The organism is Comamonas sp. HJ-2, assembly GCF_053615495.1.
Genome location: NZ_JBSIFD010000007.1, coordinates 1 through 16,432, shown reverse-complemented (window position 1 = coordinate 16,432; position 16,432 = coordinate 1). Strand labels below are relative to the sequence as shown.

The window sequence follows — 16,432 nt, the reverse complement described above, 5'->3', positions numbered from 1 at the left end:
TCCTTGGGATTACTTTGTGCCGTTCAGGGCCTTGATGACCTTGTCGGTGATATCAAACTTGGGGTTGATATACACGGCCTCTTGCAGGATGACGTCGTACTTTTCAGTCTCGGCCACTTGTTTGACAACCTTGTTAGCACGATCCAGCACGGTGGCCAGCTCTTCATTCTTGCGAGCGTTCAGGTCTTCCTGAAATTCACGGCGCTTGCGCTGGAATTCACGGTCCTGATCCACCAGCTGACGCTGGCGCGAAGCACGCTGGCTCTCGGACATGGTGGTAGCTTCACGCTCGAACTTGTCCGAGGCGCTCTTCAAGGAATTGCCCTGATCGACCAAATCCTTTTCACGCTTAGAAAACTCCTGCTCAAGCTTGGCTTGGGCAGCCTTGGCGGCGGATGCCTCACGGAAGATACGATCCGTGTTCACAAAACCGGCCTTGAATTCCTGTGCATGCGCAGAGACGGCCATGGCGCCAAGCAGCACAGCCAAAGAAAGATGGCTAGAGAGAGATTTCATTAGAAAGATGTTCCGATTTGGAATTGCAGTTTCTGGATTCTATCGCCGGTTTCCTTACGGATTGGCTGAGCATACGCCAAACGCAGAGGGCCCAGCGGCGAAATCCAACTAATACCGATACCGGTGGAAGCACGCAAGGTTCCCAGATCCATGCTTTCACCTTCCGCCCACACATTACCCACGTCCACAAAGCCGAACAGACGCAGTGTTCTGTCATTACCGGCACCTGGGAACGGGACCATGAATTCACCATTCAAGGTCAGCTTGCGCGTACCACCCAAGGCCAGATTGGTATTCACTGAGTCACGACGCCCCAGAGAGCCTTGCTCGAAGCCACGCACCGAACCCAGACCACCCGAGTAGAAATTCTTGAAGATGGGATAGGGATTGCCGCCCAGGCCCTTGCCCCAGCCCAGCTCGCCGTTCAGGGCAATCGTGTACTTCTTGTTCAGCGGAATATATTGCTGAATCTGGTAGTTGGCCTTCGCATAGCGCATATCGCTCATGAACGAGGCCTCCAGATTCACACGCTGATAGCGACCGGCATTGGGCGCCAGGGCACTGTCGCGGTTATCACGAGACCATCCCAGAGTCAGAGGGATACCGGTCTTGGAGCAGCCTATGTTCTGGCCAGGCAGACCACCGCAGTACTCGTTATAGACCGCCGGCATATAGGTGCCAGGCTTGATCTCATTGCCTTCAACACCGGCACCGAAGAAGATGGTGTCCACTTCGCTGAAGGGCACACCGAAGCGCACGCTGGCACCCTTGGTGATGATCTTGTAGGCGCCATCGTCATAGTAGGGACGGATGGTGCGGTAGTACAGGTCATAGGTGCGCGAGATACCGGTATCCGTGAAGTACGGATTGGTTGTCGACACCACCATGGTGCGGTTGTACTTGCTGGTGTTGACATCCAGACCCAGGTAGTTGCCCGAGCCGAACACGTTTTCCTGCTTGATACCGAAGGACAGCGAGACCTTTTCAGCGCTGGAAAAACCTGCGCCCAGCTGGATCGAGCCTGTGGGCTTCTCAACCACATTGATCATCAGATCGACCTGATCGGGGGATCCGGGCACTTCCTGGGTTTCAATATCGACCTGGGTGAAGAAGCCCAGACGGTCCACACGGTCGCGCGACAGCTTGATCTTCTGGCCGTCATACCAGGAGGCCTCGAACTGGCGGAACTCGCGGCGAATCACTTCGTCGCGGGTCTTGTTGTTGCCGCTGACGCTGATGCGACGGATGTAGGCGCGACGCGAAGGCTGTGCTTGCAACACGATGGCCACGCGATTGTTGGCGCGATCGACTTCGGGCACTGCCTCCACCTTGGCGAAGGCAAAACCGAAATTGCTGTAATAGTCGGTAAAAGCCTTGATGGTCTCGGAAACCTGGTCGGCGTTATAGGGCTCACCTGGCTTGATCTTGACCAGCGATTTGAACTCGTCGTCACGATCCAGGTAGTTACCTTCGAGCTTCACGCCGGAGACCACATACTGATTGCCTTCGTGAATATTCACGGTCAGGCCGATATTTTGCTTGTCCGGAGAGATGGCGACCTGGGTGGACTCCACACGGAACTCCAGATAGCCGCGCTGCAGATAGTAGGAGCGCAGCGACTCCAGATCGGCATTGAGCTTGTTGCGAGCGTAGCGGTCAGACTTGGTGTACCAGCTCATCCAGTTGCCTGTGTCCTGGTCGAACAGGTCCTTGAGCGTCGATTCCTTGAAGGCCTTGTTGCCCACAATGTGGATTTCGTTGATCTTGGCCGGCTCACCTTCGGAGACGGTGAAGGTCAGGTTCACTCGGTTGCGCTCGATAGGCGTCACCGTGGTCACCACTTCAGCGCCATACAGACTGCGGTTGATGTACTGGCGCTTGAGTTCTTGCTCGGCGCGATCAGCCAGCGCCTTGTCGAAAGGGCGGCCATCGGCCAGGCCCACGTCACGCATGGCCTTGAGCAGAGTGTCCTTGTCGAACTCCTTGGTGCCGGCAAAGTTCACCTCGGCAATGGTGGGGCGCTCTTCCACAACCACCACCAGCACATTGCCATTGGCTTCGAGACGCACGTCCTTGAACAGACCCAGAGCAAACAACGAACGAATGGCAGCCGCGCCCTTTTCGTCGTTGTAGTCATCGCCCACGCGCAAAGGCATGGAAGCGAACACCGTACCGGGCTCCACTCGCTGCAAACCCTCGACGCGGATATCTTGAACTTTGAAGGGCTCCAATGCCCATGCCGCTTGCGCAGCTAAAACCATAGCAGCCAGGGCAGTTGCAGAGCGCACGCCCAAGCGATTGAAATGTTTTTTCATGAGTGGAAATCGCCGCGAATGCGGCCTACCGTAGCGGTAAAAATTAGCCCCAGAGCCGGTTGATATCGTTGAAAAAGGCGACTGACATCATCAGCAATATGACTGCGACGCCTGCACGCTGCAGTCTTTCAGCCCAGACATCAGAGACACTGCGCCCCGTCAAACCTTCCCAAAGATAATACATCAGGTGCCCACCATCCAGAACGGGCAATGGTAGCAGGTTGAGAACGCCCAGGCTGATGCTGATCAGCGCGAGGAACGACAGGTATTGCACCAGCCCCATGCTGGCGGACTTGCCTGCATAGTCTGCGATCGTCAAAGGACCGCTGATATTCTTGAGCGAGGCCTGACCGATCAGCATGCGCCCCATCATGCGCAGCGTCATGGAGGACAGCTCCCAGGTCTTGTGCACACCGGCGCTCAAGCCATCCCAAAAGCCATGGCGCACCAGCACCATTTCGGGCTGACTGCCAATAAAGGCGTTCACACGTGCAGTTGCAGCTTGTCCATCCTTGCCAGGTACTATTTCCGGCTGCACCCGCAGGTTCAGACGCCGGCCCGCACGCTCCACAGCCCAGGCCTGCGGCTCGACTCGACCGGATGCACCCGAGACACGAATCGCGGCACGCGCCTGAGCGCCATCCTGAGCTGCCTGGCCATCGATGCTGAGCAGCACATCGCCTTTTTGCAGACCCGCCTTTTCCGCCGGACCACCTGCAACAACCTCTTCTATGACCGGACGACTCCAGGCACCCTGCAGCCCGACCTTGTCAAAGAAAGCTGCATCCGGTTCCTTTTGTTGCAAGGAAGCGAGATCGAGCGGCACGACACGCGCCGCGCCATGTTCTTGTGCCGCCACCTCCAGCTGCAAGGTTTCACCTTCAATGGCAGCTGTCGTCACCAGCCAGCGCAAATCACCCAGGGCACGCACAGGCTGCCATTCCTTGCCACCCACAGAGGCACGCTGCACCCAGTCGCCGCTTTGAATACCGGCCTGATGCAGCAACGTGCCTTCTGGAGGAGCCGCAAGCCGGGCCGCCGGCTCGTTGGTACCCACCCAGTTGACCACTGCCAGCAGCGCCACTGCCAGCACCAGATTGGCCGCCGGCCCCGCGGCAACAATCGCTGCACGTGAGCGCAGGGGCTGATTGTTGAAGGCCAGGTGTTTTTCCTCGGGTCTGACCTCGCCCTCGCGCTCGTCAAGCATGCGCACATAGCCGCCCAGAGGCAGCGCCGCGATCACATATTCGGTACCCGACTTCTTGCCGACCCAGCGCAACAGCGGCTTGCCAAAGCCCACGGAGTAGCGCAGCACCTTGACGCCACAGGCCACGGCAACGCGATAGTGGCCCCACTCATGCACCGCAATCAGAACGCCGAGCGCCACGATGAAAGCCACAACCGTCAGCAACACCTGAAACCCCTTAATGCCAATCAATGCTTGGAGCGTGCAGCAGGCCGCAAGTTCAACCGCAAGCCCTCAAGCCACCAAACTCGGTGCCAGATCAGCGCGCCCACAGCCTGACTATGTCAGCCGCACGCTCGCGCGCTCGCTCATCGAGCGCCATCAACTCTTCCAGACTGCCCACGACACCGGGTTGCACGGATTCCAGCGTCTGCAGATTGACGGCATGAATGCGGTCAAACGACAGGCGACGCTCCAGGAATGCGGCGACAGCCACTTCGTTCGCTGCGTTGAGCACCGTGGTCGTACCCTCGGGCGCGCGCAGCGCCTGCCAGGACAGATGCAGGCCCGGAAAGCGACGCGCATCCGCCTCCTCGAAGGTCAGCGCCGCCAGCTTGGCGAAATCCAGCACAGGTGCGCCGCTCTCGATGCGCTCGGGCCAGGCCAGACCGCAGGCAATCGGCACACGCATATCGGGCGTGCCCAGCTGAGCGAGCACGGACGCGTCCTTGAACTGCACCATGGAGTGCACGATCTGCTGCGGATGGATCACCACCTTGATCTTCTCGGGCGCCATATCGAACAGCCAGCGCGCCTCGATCACCTCCAGCGCCTTGTTCATCATGGTGGCCGAGTCCACCGAGATCTTGCGCCCCATGGAAAAATTGGGATGCGAGCAAGCCTGCTCGGGCGTGATTTCGGACAGTGTCGCCGGATCACTCTGGCGAAATGGTCCGCCCGATGCCGTCAACAGCAAGGAGTCAACGCGATCAGCCCAGGTGCTGCTGTCTTCGGGCAAGCACTGGAAGATGGCCGAGTGCTCGCTGTCGATGGGCAGCAAAGTGGCTCCATGGCGCTTGACGGTGTCCATGAACAGCGCGCCGCCCACCACCAGGGCCTCCTTGTTGGCCAGCAGCAGACGCTTGCCGGCCCTGGCGGCCGCCAGACAGGGTGCCAGTCCGGCCGCACCGACAATCGCCCCCATGACAGCATCCACATCCGGGTGCGACGCGATCACTTCAAGCGCATCCCGCTCCTGAAGCACCTGTGTTTGAAGCCCGTCTTGCTTGATTGCCTCAGCCAGTTGACGAGCATGGGGCGCACTGGCCATCACAGCGAACTGCGGCTTGAACTGCGCGCATTGCCTGAGCATCAGATCCACCTGCGTGGCTGCGCTCAGCGCGAAGATTTCGTATTGTTCAGGGTGGCGCGCCACCACATCCAGGGTATTGGTTCCGATCGAACCGGTAGAACCCAGAACCGTGATTTTCTGCTTCATGGATGCACAAAGGATGAGAGCATCATCGCCAACGGCAGTGTGGGCAGGAGGGCATCAATGCGATCCAGGACACCACCATGGCCGGGCAGCAAGCCGCTGCTGTCCTTGACACCGACGCTGCGCTTGATGAGGGATTCGACCAGGTCGCCCACCACACTCATCGCAGCCATAAACACCGAAGCCAGCAGCAGGAACCAAAGTCCGCGCGACTGCAGCACCGAATAGAAACTGAGAACACCGGCGCCGTAGTGACGATCTGCCCAGCTCCAGACCAGAGCCAGCACAACCACCCCCAGCATGCCGCCCCAGACACCTTCCCAGCTCTTGCCGGGACTGATGGAAGGAGCCAGCTTGTTCCTGGTGAACTTCAGGCCGAAAGTGCGGCCTGCAAAATAGGCAAAGACATCAGCCACCCAGACCAGCACCAGCACCGACAGCAGGAAGTTGATGCCGATATTACGCGCCTGCACCACGGCCAGCCAAGCCAGCCACAATGCCAGCACGCCGCCGACCAGACGCACTGCTGCCGGAATATGCGGCCAGCCCGCCACGCCAGCGCGCAGCAGCAAAACGCCCCCCAGCACCCAGAGGGAACCTGCAGTCAGCCACACCGTGGGCAGAGGCTGATCCACCCAGCCGGCCCACCAGGAGCCGGCGCACAGCGCCGTACAAACAGCCCCCAGGCCCAGTGAGCCTGCCTGTCCAAAACCATTGAGTCGCCCCCACTCCCAGGCACCAGCCGCCATGAACAACAGCATCAGTGCGGCAAAGGGCACGGTGCTGGCCGTATAAAACAGTGCCGGCAACAAAATGGCCAGCAAAATCAAGGCGGTAATGACGCGCTGCTTGAGCATGGCACCTCTTATGGTTAAACCGTCAAGGTGACGGTGGATGATGGTTGAATCTGCTCGGAAGTCTGGCCGAAGCGGCGCTCACGACCGCCAAACACGGCAATGGCCTCGTCAAGAGCCGCCTCGTCGAAATCAGGCCACAGGGCATTGCTGAAAAAAAGCTCTGTATAAGCAGCCTGCCAGAGCAGGAAATTGCTGATGCGAGTTTCACCGCCGGTGCGGATCATGAGATCAGGATCCGGCACATGGGCCAAGGCCATGGCCCTGTCCAGATTCTCGGGAGTCAGCTCCAGCCCCTGTGCCACCAGCTTCTGTGCAGCCTGGGCTATATCCCAGCGGCCACCGTAGTTGAAGCAGACGTTGAGAACCAGACGCGTGTTGTGAGCGGTGATGCGCTCGGCCTCTGCCAGACCCTCCCGAACCTTGTCGCTCAGCCCCTGGCGGTCGCCGACAAAGTACAGGCGCACGCCGTCGCGGCTGAGTTGAGCGACTTCCTTGGCCAGGGCATTGGCCAGCAGGCTCATGAGGCCCGAGACCTCTTCCTGAGGCCGGTTCCAGTTCTCGGAGGAAAACGCAAACACCGTGAGCACCTGCACACCACGCTCGACGCAGGCGCGAGCGCAGCGGCGCAGGGACTCCACTCCCTGCTTGTGGCCGGCAAGACGTGGAAGCAGACGGCGCTTGGCCCACCGTCCGTTGCCGTCCATGATGATGGCGATATGGCGCGGAACCGCGCCGTTTTTCTTGGATGTCAAAAGTGCAAGTCCTTTGGAAAGACTCAGACCGCCATGATGTCCTGTTCCTTGGCCGCCACCAGCGTATCGACCTCGGCAATATGCTTGTCGGTGATCTTCTGGATTTCGGCTTCGGAGCGCTTCTGATCGTCTTCAGAGGCTTCCTTGTCCTTGACCAGCTTCTTCACGCCTTCATTGGCATCGCGACGCAGGTTGCGAACGGCAATCTTGGCGTTCTCGCCTTCGTTGCGCGCCAGCTTGGTCATTTCCTTGCGGCGCTCTTCGCTCATGGGAGGCATGGGCACGCGGATCAGGTCGCCCATGGAAGCGGGATTCAGACCCAGATCGCTTTCGCGAATGGCCTTTTCCACCTTGGCAGCCATGTTCTTTTCCCAGGGCTGCACGCTGATGGTGCGGGAATCCAGCAAAGACACATTGGCCACCTGGGACAGCGGCACCATGGAGCCGTAGTACTCGACATGGATGGCATCCAGCAGCGCGGGATTCGCCCGGCCGGTACGCACGCGAGCCAGATTGTTCTTCAGAGCCTCGATGGACTGACCCATCTTGGTTTCGGTGTTCTTTTTGATTTCAGCGATCGTCATGTTCTTGTTCCTTTGCGGGCATGTGGCGGCAAAACGCTCAAGCGTACACCAGAGTGCCTTCGTCTTCACCCATGACCACGCGCTTGAGTGCGCCGGGCTTGACGATGGAGAACACGCGAATCGGCAGCTTCTGATCGCGGCACAGCGCGAAAGCCGTGGCATCCATGATGCCCAGATTGCGCGAGATGGCCTCATCGAAAGCCAGCTTGTCGTAACGCGTGGCCGAAGGATCCTTGACCGGGTCGGCCGTGTAGACGCCATCCACCTTGGTGGCCTTGAGCACGACTTCGGCGCCGATTTCAGCACCACGCAGCGCAGCGGCCGTGTCGGTGGTGAAGAAGGGATTGCCCGTACCGGCAGCGAACACCACGACCTTGCCCTCTTCCAGGTACTGCAGCGCCTTGGGACGCACATAGGGCTCGACCACCTGCTCGATACCGATGGCCGACATCACGCGTGCCGTCAGGCCCTGCTTGTCCATGGCATCTGCCAGAGCCAGGGCATTCATCACCGTGGCCAGCATGCCCATATAGTCGGCAGTCGCACGGTCCATGCCGACCGAGCCACCTGCCACGCCGCGGAAGATGTTGCCGCCGCCGATCACCACGGCAACCTGCACACCCACCTTGGTCACTTCCACGATCTCAGCCACCATGCGCTCGATGGTTGCACGGTTGATGCCGAACTGGTCATCTCCCATTAACGCCTCCCCCGACAGCTTGAGCAAGATGCGCTTGTGGGCTGGAATGGCGTTGGACATGGTGTTTCTCCGATGGAAGTTGAATGAGTATGAAAACGGGAGGGGAATAAATCAATCGCGGCTCTAGGCCGCGATTGTTGCTAAGGCTTAGGTTTAAGCACCAGCCTTGGCTGCTGCCACCTGGGCAGCCACTTCAGCGGCGAAGTCATCAGTCTTCTTCTCAATGCCTTCACCCACGACATACATCGTGAACGCCTTCACATTGGTGTTGGCAGCCTTGAGCATCTGAGCCACGGTTTGCTTGCCGTCAGCAGCCTTCACGAAGACCTGGTCAGCCAGGGACACTTCCTTCAGGTACTTCTGCACGGAGCCTTCCACCATCTTGGAAACGATGTCGGCGGGCTTGCCGGATTCGGCTGCCTTGCCTTCGGCCACAGCGCGTTCCTTGGCGATCAGGTCAGCAGGCACGTCAGCGGAAGTCAGAGCCACGGGCTTCATGGCGGCCACGTGCATTGCCACGTCCTTGGCAGCAGAAGCGTCGCCGTCGAACTCGACCACCACGCCAATGCGGGTGCCGTGCACGTAGGCAGCCAGGCCAGCGCCGCTGAAAGCCTTGAAGCGACGGAAGGACATGTTTTCGCCGATCTTGCCGATCAGACCCTTGCGCACGTCTTCCAGAGTGGGGCCGTAGCCGTCTTGTTCGTAGGCCAGAGCGCCCAGAGCGTCCAGGTCAGCGGGATTGTGCTCGGCGACCAGCTTGGCAGCGGCATTGGCCATGGCCAGGAAGCTGTCGTTCTTGGACACGAAGTCGGTTTCGCTGTTCACTTCGATCAGGCCGCCCTTGCCGCCGTCGATGAAAGCAGCCACAACGCCTTCAGCAGTCACGCGGGAAGCGGCCTTGCCAGCCTTGGTACCCAGCTTGACGCGCAGCAGCTCTTCAGCCTTGGCCATATCGCCATCAGCTTCGGTCAGAGCCTTCTTGCATTCCATCATGGGGGCGTCGGTCTTGGCGCGCAGTTCGGCGACCATGCTTGCAGTAATTGCCATCGTATTTCTCCAGTATCAGTTCGATTCGTTACAGGATTCCGGCTAAAAAAACGGGGCTACCTAGAGCCCCGCTTTTTCTCGCGATGCGGTCGCGCAGCCGGACTTCGCTTAGGCGGCGGATTCTTCCACTTCCACGAACTCGTCGCCGTTCTCACCGGCAGCGGCCTTCACCACGTCGTTCAGACGAGCTTCACGGCCTTCCAGGATTGCGTCGGCAATGCCTTGGGCGTACAGTTGCACAGCCTTGGCGGAGTCGTCGTTACCAGGGATCACGTAGTCGATGCCATCGGGGTTGTGGTTGGTGTCAACCACGCCGATCAGAGGAATGCCCAGCTTCTTGGCTTCAGCGATAGCGATCTTGTGGAAGCCCACGTCGATCACGAAAATGGCGTCGGGCAGACCGTTCATGTCCTGAATGCCGCCGATGTCCTTTTCCAGCTTTTCCAGTTCGCGAACGAACATCAGCTGTTCCTTCTTGGACATGGATTCCAGACCGGCTTCTTGCTGAGCCTTCATGTCCTTCAGACGCTTGATGGAGGTCTTGACGGTCTTGAAGTTGGTCAGCATGCCGCCCAGCCAGCGCTGGTCAACGAAGGGCACGCCAGCGCGCTTGGCTTCTTCAGCCACCAGCTCACGGGCTTGACGCTTTGTACCCACCATCAGGATGGTGCCGCCGTTAGCAGTCAGCTGCTTGGCGAACTTCTGGGCTTCCTGGAACATCGGCAGGGACTTTTCCAGGTTGATGATGTGGATCTTGTTGCGGGCACCGAAGATGAACGGAGCCATCTTGGGATTCCAGAAACGAGTTTGGTGACCGAAGTGGACGCCGGCTTCCAGCATCTCGCGCATTGTTACTGCCATGTTAATTACCTCAAAGGTTGGGTCTAAAATCCGGCCCAACGATTGCAACCGCCTTGAAAAAAGCGAGCGCAACACCTTGAATAGGCCGGTTTGCTATTTGCCTTGCCGACTTAAAAGCAATTGCTGCAACACACAAAAACGCCATCGCATCAACCACTTTCAGAGCTTTTCAAGTCAATCCTCACGGACTAACCCTTAGCAAAGCCGCAAAATTTTAGCACACTGCCATGCAACTCGACCTCAGTCACGTCGCTCTTGAGATCCGCGAAGGCCGCCAAAGCGCTGCAAACCTCATGCAAATGAGCATTGCTGCCGCGCAAAGCCCCTTGTGCGCCAACGTTTTCAGCCAGACTTTTTTTGACGAGGCACGCTGGGCGGCTGCAGAAACGCCATCCACTACCCCCCTGGCCGGCCTGGCCATCTCGGTCAAGGACCTGTTCGACACGCAAGGCACGCGCAGCGCCGCCAGCTCCCTGGTGCTGCAGGATGCGCCCCTCGCCCGCACAGACGCCACGGCCGTTGCCCGCCTGCGCGCTGCAGGCGCGGCCATCATCGGCCGCACCCATATGGTCGAGTTCGCTTTTTCCGGCGTTGGCGTGAACCCGCATTTCGGCACCCCCGCCGCGCTGGACGCGCGCCACCCCGCCAACCCTCAGCTGGCGCCCACGTGGCCGGCGCGTATTCCCGGCGGATCCTCGTCAGGCGCTGCTGTTTCCGTCGCCAGCGGCGCCGCCTGGGCGGCACTGGGCTCGGACACCGGCGGCTCCATCCGCATTCCCGCTGCACTCAATGGCCTGGTTGGCTTCAAAAGCACGGCCAGACTGGTTCCCACCGAAGGAACAGTGCCTCTATCACCCACACTGGATACCGCCTGCGCCATCACCCGCAGCGTGCGCGATGCCGTGCTGCTGCACGAGATTCTGGCCGGGCGCAAAGTCGCCAGGGATGAACGCAGCCTGAGCCAGTGGCGCCTGGCAGTGCCGCGCCCCCTCTTCTTCGATCAGATCGAGCCCGCCGTTCGCAGCGCCTTCGAACGCAGCATCGCCAAGCTGCAGGCCGGCGGCGCGCAGATCGAGTGGATTGACCTGCCCGAGCTGGAGGAGCTGGACGGCGTCAACACCATCGGGGGCTTCTCGCCCACCGAAAGCTATGCCTGGCACCGGCGCCATCTGCAGGATCCCGCCAAGGCCGCGCTCTACGATCCCCGGGTGCGCTCGCGCATAGAGCGCGGCGCGAGCATGAGCGCTGCCGACTATCTGGATCTGCTGGCCGCGCGCAAGCGCTGGATTGCCAAGATGGAGAGCGCCATTGCCGGCTATGACGCCCTGCTCTCGCCCACCACGCCGATCACGGCACCCACGATTGCATCCGTCGCTCCGGCCAACGGCTTCGATGCTGCAGCCGACCTCAGGCGTGACGAAGAATTTTTCCGCGTCAACGGCCTGCTGCTGCGCAATACCAGCGTGGTCAATATGCTGGACGGCTGCGCCCTGTCACTGCCGTGCCACAACCCGAACGAGCTCCCCATGGGCCTGATGATCTGGCATGCCGCCCTGCACGACGATGCCATCCTGAATATCAGCGCAGGCATCGAAGCCATACTCAATCGCGACTGACTTCCATTTTTGTATCTATAACCGCTTATGGTTATTGAATCACAAGGCAAAAATCATCAAAACCCACAAATGCACAGCCGGAGGCTATCCTCGGGCCATGCTGCGCATTTCTCCCTCCGACACCCCGCCCGCCTCCACTTCCGCTGGTCAAGGCTGGCCGCTGTTCAGCACCACTGCCACGCGTCAGATTGAGAAGGCTTGCGCCGAGCGCCTGCCGCCTCACAGGCTGATGGAACGCGCAGGCCTTGCCATCGCCAGGCTGGCAATGGCAATAGCCCCGCACGCACAAAGCATCTGGATTGCCTGCGGCCCGGGCAACAACGGCGGCGACGGCTTTGAGGCGGCAGCTCAGCTCCGGGCCATGCTGCCCCATGCGCGAATCATGGTCAGCGAAGTGCGCGCACCTGCCGAACTTCCGTCCGACGCGCAGACATCCCGGGACAAGGCCTTGCAGGCTGGCGTGCAGTGGCTCGATGACGCCCCCCTCGATCTGGGACCACAAGACCTGTGCGTCGATGCACTGCTGGGCATAGGACTGAGCCCGCGCACTTCCGGCAAGACCTCGGCTGCCGATCAGCGCCTGCTGCAGTTGCTGGCCCAGGTTCAGCATTGCACCTGCAACGTACTCTGTGTAGACGTTGCCTCAGGCCTCGATGCCGATACCGGTCAATATCTGAGGGAATTCGCACCCGGCCATATCGCCACCGACCAACGGCGCCACACGCTTGCCTTGCTGACCTTGCAGCCCGGCCTGTTCACCGGTCAGGGCCGCGATGCCTGCGGACAAATCTGGTGGGACGACCTGGGCTGCGGCATTGCCAGTGCTCCTGACGTACCGAGCTCGCCCACCCTAGCCGCTGCAGCACAGCCCACGGCACATCTGAGCAACCCAGGCCTTGCCTCCTCAAGAGCACGCCCGCACGCCAGTCACAAAGGCAGCTTTGGCGATGTGGCCGTGCTCGGTGGCGAAGGCCTGGGCATGCGCGGCCTGTCGATGACGGGCGCAGCCTGGCTGGCGGCACTGGCGGCACTGCACGCAGGAGCCGGTCGCGTCATGCTGGCCTTGCTGGACGAGCAATCACCGCAAGGCATTGCGCCCTGGCCGGAAATCATGTTGCGCCGGCCCGCCGCGCAGGACTGGAGCCAGGCCACTGCGGTCTGCGGCTGCGGTGGCGGCGAAGCCGTGCAGGCCTGGTTGCCTCACATACTGGCACAAGCTCCGCAACTGGTACTGGATGCAGACGCACTCAACGCCGTTGCGGCCAGCCCGGCACTGGCGCAGCAGCTGAGCCAGCGCGCCACACGCCAGCAGACCACGGTCTTGACCCCCCACCCGCTGGAGGCCGCGCGCCTGCTGCAGACCAGCACTGCTCAAATACAAGCCAACCGCCTTCAATCCTGCCTGCAGCTTGCCAGCAAATTTCAGTGCACGGTGCTGCTCAAGGGCTCGGGCACGGTCGTTGCCAATCCACAGCAGCAAGTCTGGATCAATGCCAGCGGCAATGCCCGCCTGGCCACGGGCGGCACGGGCGATGTGCTGGCCGGATTGATAGCGGCGCTATGGGCACAGGGTCAAAGTGCCGATATGGCAGCGACTCAGGCAGCCTTCCGCCATGGCCACATTGCAGATTGCTGGCCAGCAGATCTCCCATTCAGCGCCAGTGCACTGGCTCTGCGTCTGGGCAATCAATAAACTGCAAAAAAACAAAGGCCTTGCCGTTATCGGGCAAGGCCTTTCAGCTCTTGATAGGAGAGCAATCAGCGCTCGGTCTTGCGCTTGCTGGTTTTGCTTGCCGGCGCAGCCTTGGTACCCGCCGCAGGCTTGGCAGCAGCCTTTACGGCTTTGGGAGCCGACTTCGCCACAGACTTCGTTGAGACCTTGGTTGCGGGCTTTGCGACCGACCTTGATTCAGGCTTGACCGCAGCCTTGACAACAGAGATGGCCGGAGCATCAGGCGCAAGCAGGGCTGCAACCTTTTTCCTGCCTGCCGCCTTGCGAGGCTTGGCTTGCTGCACCTCGATGACGGACTCCATCACAGGCTCAGGCTTGGGCGCGGCTTGCTCTTGTGCGTACTCCGCCTCCAGTGCGGCCAGATTCACGCTTTTCAGCATGGCTTTCTTGGCTGCCTTTCGCCCCTGCTTGGCGCGATCGGGCTCAGGTGCAGAAGCAGGGCCCGCAGCAGCATTGCGCTGCGCACGATTGGCCTTGGCATCGCGACGACTCCACTTGTCGGCATAGCCGCCCGCACTGCGCTCGTCACGCGACTCGCGACGGCCACGCCCCTCATCCTTGGCTTGGCCACGACCGCCGCGTGGTGTTTGTACCAAGCCATCCTCGCCATCGCGAACCAGGCGGAAGTCGATGCGACGTCCGTCCAGATCCACGCGACTGACCTGCACCCGCACTCGTGCGCCGATGCCATAGCGAACGCCCGAGCGCTCGCCACGCAGCTCCTGCCGGGCTTCGTCGAAGCGGAAGTAGTCGCCGCCCAGCTCGGTGATATGCACCAGCCCTTCCACATACATGGCATCCAGCGTCACAAAGACTCCGAAGGTCGTGACCGAGGAAACCGTGCCCGCGAACTCCTCGCCCAGATGCTCGCGCATGTATTTGCATTTGAGCCAGGCCTCCACATCGCGGCTGGCCTCGTCGGCACGGCGCTCGTTGGCACTGCAGTGCAGGCCGGCAGCCTCCCAGGCCTGGAATTCCTTGGCCGCCGAGCGCTTGCGCGGCTTTTGCCCCGGCTCGACCACACGCGAAGAGAGGCGCTTGGCCATCTTGGCTTCGGCTTCACCCGGCGTGGGCAGGCTGGGCAGCTTGTAGTGTGTGCCGTTCAGCTCAGCCTTGATCACGCGGTGCACCAGCAAGTCTGGATAACGACGAATCGGGCTGGTGAAGTGGGTATAGGCCTCAAAGGCCAGACCGAAGTGCCCCGAGCCTTCCGGCGTATAGAAAGCCTGCATCATGGAGCGCAGCAGCATGGTGTGAATCTGCTGCGAGTCTGGACGGTCCTTGGTGGCATTGGCAATCTGCTGAAACTCCTTGGTCGAAGGGTTTTCGCTGATGCTCATGCTCACACCCATGGCCTTGAGGTAATTGCGCAGAATTTCCTGCTTTTCCAGCGAGGGCTTGTCGTGCACGCGGAACAGGCCAAGCTGCCCGCTTTGGTCGATGAAATCTGCGCTGCAGACATTCGCCGCCAGCATGGCTTCTTCAATCAACTTGTGCGCATCATTGCGAGTGCGCGGCACGATTTTTTCGATGCGTCCGTTGTCGTCGCAGACGATTTGCGTCTCGGTCGTCTCAAAGTCCACGGCACCGCGCGCCTCACGAGCCTTGAGCAGGGACTGGAAGACGCCATACAGATTCAGCAAATCCTGCACGCGCTCCTTGCGCTTGGCTGCTTCTGGGCCACGCGTATTGGCCAGGATTGCAGCCACCTCGGTATAGGTGAAGCGCGCATGGCTATGCATTACTGCCGGGTAGAACTGATAGGCGTGAATCTCACCTTGCGCCGTGATCAGCATGTCGCAGACCATGCACAGCCGATCGACGTCGGGGTTCAAGGAGCACAGCCCGTTGCTGAGCTTTTCCGGCAGCATGGGAATCACTCGGCGCGGGAAGTACACGCTGGTGGCGCGGTCGTAAGCATCCACATCAATGGCACTGCCTGTGGTCACATAGTGACTCACGTCGGCAATCGCAACAAGCAGGCGCCAACCCTTGCTGCGCCCCACCTTGGCGGGCTCGCAATACACGGCATCGTCAAAGTCGCGGGCATCTTCGCCGTCAATGGTGACCAGAGGAATATCGGTCAGATCAATACGGTGCTTGTAGTCTGCGGGTCGGACTTTTTCGGGCAGCGCCTTGGCTTGCTCGAGACAGGCGTCGGAGAAGATATGCGGCACGCCATACTTGCGCACCGCAATCTCGATTTCCATGCCTGGGTCATCCACCTCACCCAGCACTTCGGTGATGCGGCCCACAGGCTGGCCGAACAGCGCCGGCGCCTCGGTCAATTCGACCACCACCACCTGCCCCGGCTTGGCCGCACCTGTGGCGTTGGAAGGAATCAGAACATCCTGGCCGTAGCGCTTGTCTTCAGGGGCCACAAGCCACACACCGCTTTCTTGCAGAAAGCGACCAATGATGGGCTGGTCTGGACGCTCCACGATTTCCACCACACGGCCTTCGGGGCGACCGCGATGGTCATGACGGGCGATACGCACCTGGACCTTGTCCTTGTGCAGCACCGCTCGCATTTCATTGGGGGGAAGGTAGATGTCACGCTCACCATCGTCACGGACGACAAAGCCGTGTCCGTCGCGGTGGCCCTGCACAGTGCCCAAAATTTCTTCGTTCATATCGGCAACTTTTGCGCGAGGGTTCATTTTCTTGATATACAATCTATGTCTTTCCTGAGATGCCCAGGTGGCGGAATTGGTAGACGCACTAGTTTCAGGTACTAGCGGGTAACTCCGTGGAGGTTCGAGTCCTCTCCT

At 60.4% G+C, this 16,432-nt stretch carries 13 protein-coding genes; 2 read left to right on the top strand and 11 right to left on the bottom strand.

The annotated features are described in order from the left end of the window. Nucleotides 1–9: 9 nt before the first annotated feature. From ACWGXF_RS07705 to rpsB, 10 genes are all read right to left on the bottom strand, one after another. Nucleotides 10–516 carry an OmpH family outer membrane protein gene (locus ACWGXF_RS07705; protein WP_034358744.1) on the bottom strand — a complete coding sequence of 169 codons (507 nt, stop codon included), beginning with the start codon at nucleotides 514–516 and terminating at the stop codon, nucleotides 10–12. Continuing rightward, nucleotides 516–2,831 carry an outer membrane protein assembly factor BamA gene (bamA, locus tag ACWGXF_RS07700; protein ID WP_054075295.1) on the bottom strand — a complete coding sequence of 772 codons (2,316 nt, stop codon included), beginning with the start codon at nucleotides 2,829–2,831 and terminating at the stop codon, nucleotides 516–518. Before bamA ends, ACWGXF_RS07705 begins: the two co-directional genes overlap by 1 nt. 43 nt (nucleotides 2,832–2,874) lie before the next feature. After that, complete coding sequence (gene rseP, locus ACWGXF_RS07695) at nucleotides 2,875–4,245, bottom strand: RIP metalloprotease RseP (protein WP_256630927.1); 1,371 nt, start codon at nucleotides 4,243–4,245, stop codon at nucleotides 2,875–2,877. Nucleotides 4,246–4,336: 91 nt separating this feature from the next. Further along, nucleotides 4,337–5,515 (bottom strand): 1-deoxy-D-xylulose-5-phosphate reductoisomerase, encoded by a 1,179-nt coding sequence (ispC, locus tag ACWGXF_RS07690; RefSeq protein WP_256630928.1) that lies wholly within the window; start codon nucleotides 5,513–5,515, stop codon nucleotides 4,337–4,339. Then, nucleotides 5,512–6,369: a phosphatidate cytidylyltransferase gene (locus tag ACWGXF_RS07685; RefSeq protein ID WP_452101824.1), complete on the bottom strand. Its 858-nt coding sequence runs from the start codon at nucleotides 6,367–6,369 to the stop codon at nucleotides 5,512–5,514. The genes ispC and ACWGXF_RS07685 overlap by 4 nt, the downstream gene beginning before the upstream one ends. Nucleotides 6,370–6,383: 14 nt before the next feature. Continuing rightward, nucleotides 6,384–7,121, bottom strand: coding sequence for a polyprenyl diphosphate synthase (gene uppS / locus ACWGXF_RS07680; protein WP_256630930.1), 738 nt, complete (start codon nucleotides 7,119–7,121; stop codon nucleotides 6,384–6,386). 23 nt (nucleotides 7,122–7,144) lie between these two features. Next, nucleotides 7,145–7,705, bottom strand: coding sequence for a ribosome recycling factor (gene frr, locus ACWGXF_RS07675; protein WP_003067379.1), 561 nt, complete (start codon nucleotides 7,703–7,705; stop codon nucleotides 7,145–7,147). Between the two features lie 37 nt (nucleotides 7,706–7,742). After that, the gene (gene pyrH, locus ACWGXF_RS07670) at nucleotides 7,743–8,465 is read right to left on the bottom strand and encodes a UMP kinase (RefSeq protein WP_003053409.1); all 723 of its coding nucleotides are present in this window, start codon (nucleotides 8,463–8,465) and stop codon (nucleotides 7,743–7,745) included. A 93-nt stretch (nucleotides 8,466–8,558) separates the two neighbouring features. Beyond that, nucleotides 8,559–9,452, bottom strand: a complete 894-nt coding sequence (gene tsf, locus ACWGXF_RS07665) for a translation elongation factor Ts (protein WP_012839129.1) — start codon at nucleotides 9,450–9,452, stop codon at nucleotides 8,559–8,561. A 108-nt stretch (nucleotides 9,453–9,560) separates the two neighbouring features. Beyond that, nucleotides 9,561–10,313, bottom strand: a complete 753-nt coding sequence (gene rpsB / locus ACWGXF_RS07660; RefSeq protein WP_003067383.1) for a 30S ribosomal protein S2 — start codon at nucleotides 10,311–10,313, stop codon at nucleotides 9,561–9,563. Between the two features lie 227 nt (nucleotides 10,314–10,540). Here rpsB and ACWGXF_RS07655 point away from each other — a divergent pair, with 227 nt between their 5' ends. After that, nucleotides 10,541–11,929 carry an amidase gene (locus ACWGXF_RS07655; protein ID WP_256630931.1) on the top strand — a complete coding sequence of 463 codons (1,389 nt, stop codon included), beginning with the start codon at nucleotides 10,541–10,543 and terminating at the stop codon, nucleotides 11,927–11,929. Between the two features lie 97 nt (nucleotides 11,930–12,026). Beyond that, a complete protein-coding gene (locus tag ACWGXF_RS07650) occupies nucleotides 12,027–13,622 on the top strand; it encodes an NAD(P)H-hydrate dehydratase (RefSeq protein WP_256630932.1) in 1,596 nt (531 codons plus the stop codon). Between the two features lie 65 nt (nucleotides 13,623–13,687). On the opposite strand, the gene rnr is transcribed toward ACWGXF_RS07650, so the two are convergent. After that, the gene (gene rnr / locus ACWGXF_RS07645; protein ID WP_202789000.1) at nucleotides 13,688–16,321 is read right to left on the bottom strand and encodes a ribonuclease R; all 2,634 of its coding nucleotides are present in this window, start codon (nucleotides 16,319–16,321) and stop codon (nucleotides 13,688–13,690) included. Between the last annotated feature and the right edge of the window lie 111 nt (nucleotides 16,322–16,432).